Genomic DNA, 12,393 nt, shown 5'->3' on the forward strand with positions numbered 1-12,393 from the left:
ACAACGCCGACGTGGCCAAGTTCCGCGACTACTTCGACTATGCCGAGCCGATCCGCACCGTGCCCTCGCACCGCGCGCTGGCGGTGTTCCGTGGCCGCACGCAGGAGTTCCTCGACGCCAAGCTGGTGCTCGACGAGGAAGTGGTGCCGGGCCAGCCGACGCTGGCCGAAGGCCGCATCGCCGTGCACCTCGGCTGGCGCCACTCGAAGCGCCCCGGCGACGAGCTGATCCGCAAGACGATCGCCTGGACCTGGAAGGTCAAGCTCAGCCTCAGCCTCGAGCGCGACCTGTTCTCGCGCCTGCGCGAAGAGGCGGAAAAGGTGGCGATCAAGGTCTTCGCCGAGAACCTGCGCGATCTGCTGCTGGCCGCGCCGGCCGGCCAGCGCGTGGTGATGGGCCTGGACCCGGGCATCCGCACCGGCTGCAAGGTGGCGGTGGTGGATGCCACCGGCAAGGTGCTGGATACGAACACGGTCTACCCGCACGAGCCGCGCAACGACTGGGAAGGCTCGCTGCACACCCTCGGACGCCTGGTCGCGACGCACGGCGTGAACCTGATCGCCATCGGCAACGGCACCGCCAGCCGCGAGACCGACAAGCTCGCTGCCGACCTGATCAAGCGCATCCAGCAGATGGCGCCGGAGGTGAAGCTGGAGAAGATCGTCGTCAGCGAAGCCGGCGCGTCGGTCTATTCGGCCAGCGAGTTCGCCAGCAAGGAACTGCCCGAGCTCGACGTCAGCCTGCGCGGTGCGGTGAGCATCGCGCGGCGACTGCAGGATCCGCTGGCCGAGCTGGTCAAGATCGACCCGAAGAGCATCGGCGTGGGCCAGTACCAGCACGACGTCAACCAGAGCGAGCTGGCCCGCAGCCTCGACGCCGTGGTCGAGGACTGCGTGAACTCGGTGGGCGTGGACCTGAACACCGCCTCGGCGCCGCTGCTGGCGCGGGTGTCGGGCCTGTCGAGCGCGGTGGCCTCGAGCATCGTGCGATGGCGCGATGCGAACGGCGCCTTCCGCAGCCGCCAGCAGCTGCTCGACGTCAGCGGCCTGGGCGCCAAGACCTTCGAGCAGTGCGCCGGCTTCCTGCGCATCCGCGGCGGCGACAACCCGTTGGACCAGAGCGGCGTTCACCCGGAGACCTACCCGGTGGTCGAGCGCGTGCTGGCGAAGGTCGGCAAGCCGATCGGCGAGGTGATGGGCCGCAGCGACGTGATCCGTACACTGATGTCCAAAGAGCGGCCCGAGGCCTTCGCCGACGAGCATTTCGGCGCGATCACCGTCAAGGACATCCTCGCCGAGCTGGAGAAGCCCGGCCGCGACCCGCGCCCCGACTTCAAGGTGGCGCGCTTCAACGACGGCGTGGAAGACATCAAGGACCTGCAACCCGGCATGACGCTGGAAGGCACGGTCAGCAACGTGGCGCAGTTCGGTGCCTTCGTCGACCTCGGCGTGCACCAGGACGGCCTGGTGCATGTGAGCCAGCTGTCGAACAAGTTCGTCAACGATGCGCGCGAGGTCGTGAAGACCGGCGACATCGTCAAGGTGAAGGTGCTGGAGGTCGATCTGGCGCGCAAGCGCATCTCGCTGACGATGAAGCTGGATGCGAAACCGGTGGCCAAGGGCGAGCGTGGCGACAACAGCTACCGGCCGGCAGGGCGCGGCGAGCGTGCCATGCCGCCGCGCGGCGCGGCGCAGCCCCAGGGCCAGTCGGCGATGGCCGCGGCCTTCGCCAAGCTGCAGACGCGCAAGTAGGCCAGCGGGGCGCTGCCCGCGTCAGGCTGCGAAGTCGCGCGGCTGCAGCTCGATCGGCTGGCCGTGGGGCGTGCGGTCGGCGGCGCGGTCCCAGGCGTCGCGGTAGTGCTCGAGCTCCTGCGCGGAGCTCGCGCCTTTCTCGGCCACCAGCCTCTCCAGCGCGGCCAGCCAGTGGCGGTAGTAGGTGTCGCCGAGGTCGGCGTCGCCCATGGCCTGAGCCTTCGTGATCTGGGCCGACAGCGCGGCGGCCCATTCCGTCCAGGTGAACAGGCCGCGCTGGTGCAGCGTCACCGCCATCGCGAAGGCATGGGCCTCCCAGGGCTCGCGGAAGACGGGTTCGTCGCCGCTCATGGGCTGGCCGGGCAGGGCGGAGGGCTTCATGCGGGTTCCAGGTAGTCGTCCCAGGCGTCGATCGAGACGCTGAGACCGGGCTGGGTCTCGTCGCCCCACAGTTCGCGACCCTCGAAGCGAACCGCGTAGAGCCACTGCGGCTGTTCGCCCAGGCCCTGCGCATTCGTGTCGGCGAAGACATGCGTGCCGTGCACGCGCTCGACGGTGCCGGCACGGCCGGCGGCATAGCCCGGCAGCCGGGTGTGATGGCCGACGCGGCCGGCTCGGGTGCGCACGCGGTCGCCCACCGCGAAGCGCGCTGCGGCGGTGGCCGGCCGCTCGGTGGCGGAGCCGCGGGCCAGCACGGCGGGCACGTCGGCAGCGCGCAGCACGCGAGCCAGCGGCTTCGTCGCGGTTTGCGCACGGGCTTCGGCCAGCTCGCCTTCGGTGACGAGGCCGTGTTCGATCATCAGCTTCGTCAGCGCCGCGAGCCAGATCTGGTAGTAGCTGAGCGACGCATAGTCGGGCAGCGTTTCGCGCGCGCTGCGGCTGGCGTCGATGTTCCAGCTGCCGGTGGCGCCCATGGCCAGCGTGAGCGCCAGCGCCTTCGGCTCCCAGGCGGCGTGCCAGAGCTCGCCCTCGGGCTCGGGCACCACGCGGCCGAAGCCTTCACGGCCACCGAGGTCGGCGTGCGTGGTGTAGCTCATGCCACCTCCGCGGGGCTTCTCGCCAGCCCGGTGCCGATCATCGAATCGCGCGTGACGAGCGCAGCGAGCTCTTCTTCGTTCATGCCCTCCGTGCCGGCCGGCCGCATCGGGATGACGAGGTAACGCACCTCGGCGGTGGAGTCCCACACGCGGATGCGAGTGGCCTCGGGCAGCGTGACGCCGAAGTCGGCCAGCACGCCGCGCGGATCCTTCACCGCGCGCGAGCGGTAGGGCGCGCTCTTGTACCAGGTGGGCGGCAGGCCCAGCACCGGCCAGGGGTAGCAGCTGCACAGCGTGCACACCACCATGTGGTGCTCTTCGGGCGTGTCGAACAGCGCCACCATGTGCTCGCCCTGCCGCCCCGTGTAGCCGAGCGAGGCGATCGCCGCGGTGGCATCGTGCTTCAGCCAGTCGGCGAAGGCCGGGTCGGCCCAGGCCTTCGCAACCACGCGGGCGCCGTTGCGCGGGCCGATCTTCGTCTGGTAGGTGTCGATCAGCACGTCGAGCGCGGCCGGGTCGATGTAGCCCTTCTGGGCGAGCACGGTCTCGAGGGCGCGCACGCGCAGGTCCATCTCGCCGAGCTCGCTGTGGTCGTGATCGTGGTCGTGGTGGTCGTGTGCCATGGCGGCGATCGTAGCGGTGCCTTCGCTACAGTGCGAGCCCATGCGAGCCCTGCAGATCCATGCCGGCCCGCGCGCCCTGCGCCATCTGCGCGAGCGCGGGCTGCAGCCCCACGACATCCGCGCCATTCCCGCGGCGGCCGGCGGCCCTAAGGGCCTGATCCTCAATCCGCTCGACCGTTTCGTGTTCGGTCGGTGGCTGGCCGGCAGCACGCACAGCGTTCACCTGCTCGGCGCCTCGATCGGCGCCTGGCGCATGGCCACGGCCTGCCTGCCCGATGCGGAGGCCGCCTTCGCCCAGCTGGCCCACGACTACGTCGGCCAGACCTACGAGCACGCGCCGGGCAAACCACCCAAGGCTGCGCACGTGAGCGAAGTGTTCGGCGCCAAGCTGGCCGAGCGCTTCGGCGGCCGTGAGGCCGAGGTGCTGGGCCATTCGCGCTACCGGCTGCACGTGTTCACCAGCCGCGGCCGGCACCTGCTTGGCCGCGAGGGCCGGCTGCGCACGCCGCTGGGCTATCTCGGCGCCTTTGCCACCAACGCGCTCAGCCGCAAGGCCATGGGTGGCTGGCTGGAGCGGGTGATCTTTTCGGATGCGCGCGAGCCTTTGCCGGTGCACCTGCGCGACTTCCGCACTCACGTCGTGCCGCTGGCCGTGGCCAACCTGCTGCCGAGCATCCTGGCGAGCTGTTCGATTCCATTCTGGCTGCAGGCGGTGCACGACATTCCCGGTGGCCCGAGGGGCGCCTACTGGGACGGCGGCATCACCGACTACCACCTGCACCTCGACTATGCGTCGATGCACGAAGGGCTGGTGCTGTACCCGCACTTCCAGAAGACCGTGATCCCGGGCTGGCTGGACAAGGCGCTGCGCCATCGCCATCGCGCCACCGCACACCTCGACAACGTGATCGTGCTGTCGCCGCGTGCGGAGTGGATCGCCACGCTGCCCGATGCCAAGCTGCCCGATCGCAACGACTTCAAGCGCTTCGGCGACGACCTGGCGGCTCGGGTGGCGGCGTGGTCGCGTGCGGTGGCCGAAAGCCAGCGGCTGGCCGACGAGTTCGCGCAGTGGCTGGAGCAGCCCGGCTCGGTCGAGGTGCAGCCGCTGGCCTGAGTTGTCCACAGCCGCGCAGGCAGGCGGCACGAGGGCGCAACACTACTTTGCACGCCGGCGCGGCAACCGGACGTGATCGCGTGCGTTCAATGGCGTATCCCACCCGAGAAGGAGACGCTCATGCAACGCACCCTCCACCTGGCCGCCGCCGCACTGGCCACCATCCTCGCCACCGGCTGTGCCGTCCATCCCGCCACCCAGCCGTCACCGCCCACCCCCTCGGCCTACCGCATCGAGTACGGCCAGGTGCAAAGCATCGACCTCGTGCGCGCCGAGAGCCAGACCACTGGTGGCGGTGCGTTGCTCGGCGGCGTGATCGGTGCCGTGGTCGGCCGCCAGATCGGCAGCGGCTCGGGCAGGGCCGCCGGCGCCGCCGTCGGCGCGCTGGGCGGTGCGATCATCGGCAACCAGATCGAGAAGAACAACCGCGGCGCGCGCGACTTCTACCGCGTGGCCATCGTCACCCAGGCCGGGCAGGTGCGCACCTTCGACTACCAGCAGCTTGTCGACCTGCGCGTCGGCGACCGGGTGCGCATCGAGGACAACCAGGTGTTCCGCTACTGAAATACAATGCGGGCATCGAACACACCAGCAAGAACGAGAAAGGCATGACGGTTATGACACCGCGGACTACGCGCTGGGCCTGGAAGGTCTAGCGGAGCTGCGCGCGTCGATCTTCATCTCTCGTCCCTGTTCATCCAAGGCGCGGCACGGTCCGCGCCTTTTGTTTTTCGGAGTCACGCCATGGTCTCGATTCAATTGCCCGACGGTTCGCGCCGGGAGTTCCCCGGCCCGGTGACGGTGGCCGAGGTGGCTGCGTCCATCGGCCCCGGCCTGGCCAAGGCGGCGATCGCCGGCCGCGTGGGGCAGGGCGATGCCGCGAAGGTGGTCGATACCAGCCATCGCATCGAGAGCGACGCCGCACTGGCGATCCTGACGGACAAGGACGCCGAAGGTCTGGAGGTCATCCGCCACTCGACGGCGCACCTGCTCGCCTATGCCGTGAAGGAGCTCTTCCCCGACGCACAGGTGACCATCGGGCCGGTGATCGAGAACGGCTTCTACTACGACTTCTCGTACAAGCGGCCCTTCACGCCGGAGGACCTCGCGGCCATCGAGGCCAAGATGACCGAGCTGGCGAAGAAGGACGAGAAGGTCGAGCGCCGCGTGCTGCCGCGCGACGAGGCGGTGGCCTACTTCAAGGGTCTGGGCGAGCACTACAAGGCCGAGATCATCTCCAGCATCCCGGCCGGCGAAGACGTCTCGCTGTACCGCGAAGGCCAATTCGAGGATCTCTGCCGCGGCCCGCACGTCCCGTCCACGGGCAAGCTCAAGCACTTCAAGCTGATGAAGGTGGCCGGCGCCTACTGGCGCGGCGACCACCGCAACGAGATGCTGCAGCGTGTCTACGGCACGGCCTGGGCGAGCAAGGACGACCTGCAGAAGTACCTCACGATGCTCGAGGAGGCCGAGAAGCGCGACCACCGCAGGCTCGGCCGCGAACTCGACCTGTTCCACCTCGACGAGCACTCGCCCGGCACGGTGTTCTGGCACCCCAAGGGCTGGGCGCTGTGGCAGGAGGTGGAGCAGTACATGCGCCGCGTCTACCGCGACAACGGCTACCAGGAGGTCAAGGGCCCGCAGTTGCTCGACAAGGCGCTGTGGGAGAAGACCGGCCACTGGGACAAGTACCGCGAGAACATGTTCACGACGGAGTCGGAGAAGCGCGACTACGCGCTCAAGCCGATGAACTGCCCGGGCCACATCCTGATCTTCAAGCAGGGCATCAAGAGCTACCGCGACCTGCCGCTGCGCTACGGCGAGTTCGGCCAGTGCCACCGCAACGAGCCCACCGGCGGCCTGCACGGCATCATGCGCGTGCGCGGCTTCACGCAGGACGACGGCCACATCTTCTGCTCGGAAGACATGATCCTCGAGGAGTGCGTGGCCTACACGGCGCTGCTGCAGAAGGTCTATGCCGACTTCGGCTTCACCGACATCCTCTACAAGGTGGCGACGCGCCCGGCCGCGCGCATCGGCTCCGACGAGATCTGGGACAAGGCCGAGCATGCGCTGATGGAGAGCCTGCGCCGCTCCGGCGTGGAGTTCGTCATCGCCCCGGGCGACGGCGCCTTCTACGGCCCGAAGATCGAATACACGCTGAAGGACGCGATCGGCCGGCAGTGGCAGTGCGGCACGATGCAGGTCGACTTCTCGATGGCCGAGCGGCTGGGGGCGGAATACGTCGCGGAAGATGGCTCGCGCCGTCATCCGGTGATGCTGCACCGGGCGATCGTGGGCAGCCTGGAGCGATTCATCGGCATCCTGATCGAGCAGCACGCCGGCGCGCTGCCGGTCTGGCTGGCGCCGCGGCAGGTCAGCGTGCTCACCATCACCGACGCGCAGGCGGATTACGCTGCAGACGTTACCAAAACGCTGCAAAAACAAGGACTTAGAGCCGCCAGCGATTTGCGGAACGAGAAGATTACCTATAAAATCCGCGAGCATTCGTTGCAGAAGGTCCCGTACATCCTCGTCGTGGGTGACAAGGAGAAGGCAAACGGGGCCGTTGCCGTGCGCGCCCGGGGCAACCAGGACCTCGGCGTGATGCCTCTGGCAGACTTCCTCGAGAAGATCGCCTCAGACGTCGCCCGCAAGCTGTGATCACGACGGTGGCCACACGCTGGATGTCCGGCGCGCAAAGTGTTGTTTGGGCTTCTTCCTGCCTTGGGAGTCCGCTGAAAGGTACCCACCATCGCTACTTTTGTTGACCGCCGTACGCCGAACGCCGAGCGCAAGCACCGGTTGAACCGCGAGATCATGGCCCCCGAAGTCCGTCTGAACGGCCCCGAGAACGAACCACTGGGCATCGTGCCCCTCCAGGAAGCGCTGCGCATGGCCGGCGACCTGGACGTCGATCTGGTCGAGATCGTGGCCCAGGCGGATCCCCCGGTGTGCCGGCTGATGGACTACGGCAAGTTCAAGTACCAGGAACAAAAGCGCGCAGCGGAAGCCAAGGCCAAGCAGAAGGTCATCGAAGTCAAGGAAGTGAAGTTCCGTCCGGGAACGGACGAAGGCGATTACCAGATCAAGATGCGCAACCTGCGCCGCTTCATCGAGGAAGACGGCGACAAGGGCAAGGTCACGCTGCGCTACCGCGGCCGCGAGATCACGCACCAGGACATCGGCATGCGGCTGCTCGAGCGCATCCGCGACGAACTGGCCGACGTGGCGGTGGTGGAGCACATGCCCAAGCTCGAAGGCCGCCAGATGATCATGGTGCTCGCGCCGAAACGTAAGTAGTTCGAAGAGTTCAGTGCCTCGGTGGGGTCGCCGGGGCGCTGTCAGAAGCGGCTGCAGGCCAACAAGACGTGGGAGTTTCCCCGGCGCCTGTCAGCAGCAAATCAAGAAGGAGCAGTCATGCCCAAGATGAAGACCAAGAGCAGCGCGAAGAAGCGCTTCCGCGTGCGCCCGGGTGGCACCGTGAAGCGGGGCCAGGCGTTCAAGCGCCACATCCTCACCAAGAAGACCACGAAGAACAAGCGCCACCTGCGTGGCGCGGTCACCGTGCACGAGACCAACATGGGCCACATGGCTCAGATGTTGCCGTTCGCGGGTCTTTGAGTCGCCAAGGTAAAGGAGAAGAGAAATGCCTCGCGTCAAACGTGGTGTCACCGCCCGCGCTCGTCACAAGAAGGTCCTGGCCCTGGCCAAGGGCTTCCGCGGCCGCCGGAAGAACGTCTTCCGCATCGCCAAGGAAGCGGTCATGCGGGCTGGGCAGTATGCCTACCGTGACCGCCGCAACAAGAAGCGCGTGTTCCGCCAGCTCTGGATTGCCCGTATCAACGCGGCGAGCCGGGGCCTGGGGCTCACCTACAGCAAGTTCATGGCCGGCCTGAAGAAGGCCAACATCGACATCGACCGCAAGGTCCTTGCCGACATGGCCGTGAACGATCCTGCCGGCTTCGGCAGCATCGTCGAGAAGGTGAAGGCCCAGCTCGCTTGATCCACCGCGCCACCAGCGCCCTCACGGGTGCCGGCGGCCGGCTCAGCTTTCGAAGGCCGACCTCGTGTGCGGCCTTTTTTGTTTCTGGAAACGATGAACGATCTCGCTCCCCTCGTCGACGACGCGAAGGCCGACTTCGCGGCCGCGACGACGCCTGCCGAACTCGAGAACGCGAAGGCGCGCTACCTCGGCAAGACCGGCCGTCTCACCGAGCAGCTCAAGGCGCTCGGCGCGCTCCCGGTCGAGGAGAAGAAGGCCCGCGGCGCGCTGATCAACGCGGCCAAGCAGCAGGTCGAAGTGCTGCTGCAGGCGCGCCGCGACGCGCTCGGCCAGGCCGAGCTGGAGGCGCAGCTCAAGGCCGAGGCGCTCGACGTCACGCTGCCGGGGCGCCAGCGCGGGGTGGGTGGCCTGCACCCGGTCACGCGCACGATCGAGCGCATCGAGGCGATCTTCGGCTCGATGGGCTTCGACGTCGCCGACGGTCCGGAGATCGAGACCGACTGGTACAACTTCACCGCGCTGAACAGCCCGGAGAACCACCCGGCGCGCTCGATGCAGGACACCTTCTACGTCGACATGAAGGACGCCGAGGGCCGCTGGTTGAACCTGCGCACCCACACCTCGCCGATGCAGGTGCGCTATGCGCGCCGCCACGCGAAGCTGCATGCGGGTAAGGCGCATATGCCCGAGATCCGCGTCATCGCCCCGGGGCGCACCTACCGCGTTGACAGCGACGCCACGCATTCGCCGATGTTCCACCAGTGCGAAGGCCTGTGGATCGGCGAGAACGTCAGCTTCAAGGACCTCAAGGTCGTGTTCACCGACTTCTGCCGCCGCTTCTTCGAGACCGACGAGCTGGAGCTGCGCTTCCGCCCGTCGTTCTTCCCGTTCACCGAGCCGAGCGCCGAGATCGACATCGCGTTTGCCAGCGGGCCGCTGAAGGGCAAGTGGCTGGAGGTGGCCGGCTCCGGCCAGGTGCACCCGAACGTGGTGCGCAACTTCGGCCTCGACCCGGAACGCCATATCGGTTTTGCTTTCGGCATGGGGCCGGACCGGCTGACGATGCTGCGCTATGGCGTGAACGACCTGCGCCTGTTCTTCGAGAACGACCTGCGCTTCCTGGCGCAGTTCAACTGAGCACGAGATCCATGCAGTTTCCCGAATCCTGGTTGCGCGAGTTCTGCAACCCGCCGATCTCCACCGCCGAGCTGGCCGAACTGCTGACCATGTCCGGCATGGAGGTGGAAGAGACGCGCCCTGCCGCGCCGGCCTTCAGCGGCGTGGTGGTGGCGCAGGTGCTGTCGGTGGCGCAGCACGCCAACGCCGACAAGCTCAAGGTCTGCGAGGTCGACGCCGGCACTGGCACGACGCTGCAGATCGTCTGCGGCGCGCCCAACGTGCGCGCCGGCATCCGTGTCCCGTGTGCGCTGGTCGGTGCGCAGCTTCCTCCTGGCGAGGATGGCAAGCCCTTCGTCATCAAGCTCGGCAAGCTGCGTGGCGTGGAGAGCCAGGGCATGCTGTGCTCGGCGCGCGAGCTGAAGCTTTCCGACGACCATGGCGGCCTGCTGATCCTGGCCGACGACGCGCCGGTGGGCACCGACATCCGCACCCACCTGCAGCTCGACGACACGATCTTCACGCTCAAGCTCACGCCGAACCTGGCGCATGGCCTGAGCGTCTACGGCATCGCCCGCGAGGTCTCGGCATTGACCGGCGCCCCGCTGAAGACACCCGCGATCGCGCCGGTGAAGCCGGTGCACGACGCGAAGCTGAAGGTAAGAGTCGAAGCCAGCGACCTCTGCGGCCGCTTCTCCGGCCGCATCGTGCGCGGCGTCGACACCACCGCGAAGACACCGGCCTGGATGGTCGATCGCCTGGCGCGCTGCGGCCAGCGCTCGGTGACGGCGCTGGTCGACATCTCGAACTACGTGATGTTCGAGTACGGCCGGCCTTCGCACATCTTCGACCTCGACAAGATCCACGGCGGCCTGACGGTGCGCTGGGGTCGCGCCGGCGAGACCCTGGAACTGCTCAACGGCAACACCATCGAGGTCGACGAGAAGGTCGGCGTGATCGCCGATGACAAGGCGGTCGAATCGCTCGCCGGCATCATGGGCGGCGAGTCGACGGCGGTGTCGGATGCCACGCGCAACGTCTACGTCGAGGCGGCCTTCTGGTGGCCCGAGGCCGTGGCTGGGCGCTCGCGGCGCTACGGCTTCGCCACCGACGCCGGGCACCGCTTCGAGCGCGGCGTCGACCCGGCGCTGACCGTCGAGCACATCGAGCGCATCACGCAGCTGATCATCGACATCTGCGGTGGCGAGGCCGGACCGATGGACGACCAGGTGCTGGCGCTGCCGAAGGCCGAACCGGTGACGCTGCGCGTGGCGCGCGCCGCCAAGGTGATCGGCATGCCGGTCACTCAGGAACAGTGCGAGGGCGTGATGCAGCGCCTCGGCCTGCAGTTCAGCAGCGCACCGGGCACGATCACCGTCACGCCGCCGTCGTGGCGCTTCGACCTGAAGATCGAGGAAGACCTGATCGAGGAAGTGGCGCGCGTGGTCGGCTATCGCCTGCTGCCCGATACGCCGCCGGTGGCGCCGGTCACGGCCCACATCCGCCCGGAGGCCCAGCGCGGGCTGAGCGCAGTGCGCCATGCGCTGGCGCAGCTCGGCTACCAGGAGACCATCGGCTTCAGCTTCGTCGAGGAGCGCTGGGAGCACGAACTGGCGGGCAACCCCGATCCGATCCGCGTGCTCAACCCGATCGCCAGCCCGCTGGCCGTGATGCGCTCGTCGCTGATCGGCAGCCTGGTCTCGGTGCTGCAGACCAACCTGGCACGCAGGGCCAGCCGCGTGCGGGTGTTCGAGACCGGCCGCGTCTTCCGGCGCGACGCTTCGGTGGTCGAAGGCGACCACAGCGTGGCCGGCGTCGACCAGCCGCGTCGCATCGCCGGCCTGGCCTGGGGGCGGGTCGACGCGTTGCAGTGGGGCAGCAAGGAACGCGCGGTCGACTTCTTCGACGTCAAGGGCGACATCGAAGCGTTGCTGGCGCCCCGCGTGGCGCGCTTCGTGCCCGCGGAACATCCGGCCCTCCATCCCGGCCGGTGTGCGCGGGTGGAGCTCGACGGCCGCACCATCGGGCATGTCGGCGAACTGCATCCGCGCTGGCGGCAAGGCTACGAGCTGCCGTCGGCGCCGATCCTCTTCGAGCTCGACCTAGAGGCCGTGATCGAGCGGGACATCCCATCCTTCGCACCGCTGCCGAGGCAGCAGTCGGTGTTCCGTGACATCGCGGTGGTGGCGAAGGAGCAAGTCAGCCATGCGGCCCTGATGGAGGCGATCGGCGCCGGGCAGGGCGGTCTGGTGCGATCCGCGCGCCTGTTCGACATCTACAAGCCGGCCGCGCCTGCGGCCGACCTCCAGGCCGGCGAGCGCAGCCTGGCGGTGCGGCTGGAACTGCTGGACAACGACAACACCCTCACCGACGAACGCATCGATGCCACCGTGGCCGAGGTGATCGAGCGGCTGGGTGCGCGCCTGGGCGTGCGCCTTCGGGGCTAGGGGCAAGAGGCATCATGGACGACAACGACAAGCCGCGCGAGCGGGTGATCCTGCCGACGATCGAGACGCCGACGCTGACCAAGGCGGAACTGGCCGATCTGCTGTTCGAGCGGCTCGGCCTGAACAAGCGCGAGTCCAAGGACATGGTCGAGGGCTTCTTCGACATCATCCACGCCACCCTGGTCAAGGGCGAGGACGTCAAGCTGTCAAGCTGCGGCAATTTCAACATCCGCCGCAAGGCGCCGCGGCCGGGGCGCAACCCGCGCACCGGCGAGGCCATTCCGATCAAGGCACGCAAC

General features: G+C 68.2%; 13 protein-coding genes. 10 read left to right on the forward strand and 3 right to left on the reverse strand.

Annotated elements, in window-relative coordinates:
- On the forward strand, nt 1–1,751 hold a 1,751-nt coding region (locus tag AB7U92_RS10570), incomplete at its 5' end, for a helix-hairpin-helix domain-containing protein (RefSeq protein WP_428576155.1).
- 21 nt (nt 1,752–1,772) lie between these two features.
- Here AB7U92_RS10570 and AB7U92_RS10575 read toward each other — a convergent pair.
- Genes AB7U92_RS10575 through nthA form a run of 3 tightly spaced genes read right to left on the reverse strand, consistent with a single transcriptional unit; the run spans nt 1,773 to nt 3,411 of the window.
- Entirely contained in the window at nt 1,773–2,132 is a 360-nt protein-coding gene (locus AB7U92_RS10575) for a nitrile hydratase accessory protein (RefSeq protein ID WP_428576156.1), read from the reverse strand.
- Nucleotides 2,129–2,788: a nitrile hydratase subunit beta gene (gene nthB / locus AB7U92_RS10580; RefSeq protein WP_428576157.1), complete on the reverse strand. Its 660-nt coding sequence runs from the start codon at nt 2,786–2,788 to the stop codon at nt 2,129–2,131. Before nthB ends, AB7U92_RS10575 begins: the two co-directional genes overlap by 4 nt.
- Nucleotides 2,785–3,411 carry a nitrile hydratase subunit alpha gene (nthA, locus tag AB7U92_RS10585; protein WP_428576158.1) on the reverse strand — a complete coding sequence of 209 codons (627 nt, stop codon included), beginning with the start codon at nt 3,409–3,411 and terminating at the stop codon, nt 2,785–2,787. Before nthA ends, nthB begins: the two co-directional genes overlap by 4 nt.
- A 40-nt stretch (nt 3,412–3,451) precedes the next feature.
- Between nthA and AB7U92_RS10590 the strand changes: the two genes are divergently transcribed.
- The 9 genes from AB7U92_RS10590 to AB7U92_RS10630 form a co-directional block, all read left to right on the forward strand.
- Nucleotides 3,452–4,525 (forward strand): phospholipase, encoded by a 1,074-nt coding sequence (locus AB7U92_RS10590; RefSeq protein ID WP_428576159.1) that lies wholly within the window; start codon nt 3,452–3,454, stop codon nt 4,523–4,525.
- 120 nt (nt 4,526–4,645) lie between these two features.
- A complete protein-coding gene (locus AB7U92_RS10595) occupies nt 4,646–5,089 on the forward strand; it encodes a glycine zipper 2TM domain-containing protein (protein ID WP_428576160.1) in 444 nt (147 codons plus the stop codon).
- A gap of 180 nt (nt 5,090–5,269) precedes the next feature.
- Entirely contained in the window at nt 5,270–7,189 is a 1,920-nt protein-coding gene (gene thrS, locus AB7U92_RS10600; protein ID WP_428576161.1) for a threonine--tRNA ligase, read from the forward strand.
- Between the two features lie 90 nt (nt 7,190–7,279).
- Nucleotides 7,280–7,828 carry a translation initiation factor IF-3 gene (infC, locus tag AB7U92_RS10605; protein ID WP_428576165.1) on the forward strand — a complete coding sequence of 183 codons (549 nt, stop codon included), beginning with the start codon at nt 7,280–7,282 and terminating at the stop codon, nt 7,826–7,828.
- Between the two features lie 117 nt (nt 7,829–7,945).
- Entirely contained in the window at nt 7,946–8,149 is a 204-nt protein-coding gene (gene rpmI / locus AB7U92_RS10610) for a 50S ribosomal protein L35 (RefSeq protein WP_293437711.1), read from the forward strand.
- Between the two features lie 25 nt (nt 8,150–8,174).
- Nucleotides 8,175–8,531, forward strand: coding sequence for a 50S ribosomal protein L20 (gene rplT / locus AB7U92_RS10615; RefSeq protein ID WP_293437708.1), 357 nt, complete (start codon nt 8,175–8,177; stop codon nt 8,529–8,531).
- A 93-nt stretch (nt 8,532–8,624) separates the two neighbouring features.
- Nucleotides 8,625–9,668 carry a phenylalanine--tRNA ligase subunit alpha gene (pheS, locus tag AB7U92_RS10620; protein ID WP_428576162.1) on the forward strand — a complete coding sequence of 348 codons (1,044 nt, stop codon included), beginning with the start codon at nt 8,625–8,627 and terminating at the stop codon, nt 9,666–9,668.
- Between the two features lie 11 nt (nt 9,669–9,679).
- Entirely contained in the window at nt 9,680–12,094 is a 2,415-nt protein-coding gene (gene pheT / locus AB7U92_RS10625) for a phenylalanine--tRNA ligase subunit beta (RefSeq protein ID WP_428576163.1), read from the forward strand.
- Between the two features lie 14 nt (nt 12,095–12,108).
- Nucleotides 12,109–12,393 (forward strand): integration host factor subunit alpha (locus AB7U92_RS10630; RefSeq protein ID WP_428576164.1); only part of this gene is annotated, 285 nt, incomplete at its 3' end.

The organism is Piscinibacter sp. (assembly GCF_050175855.1).
GTDB lineage: Bacteria > Pseudomonadota > Gammaproteobacteria > Burkholderiales > Burkholderiaceae_C > Piscinibacter.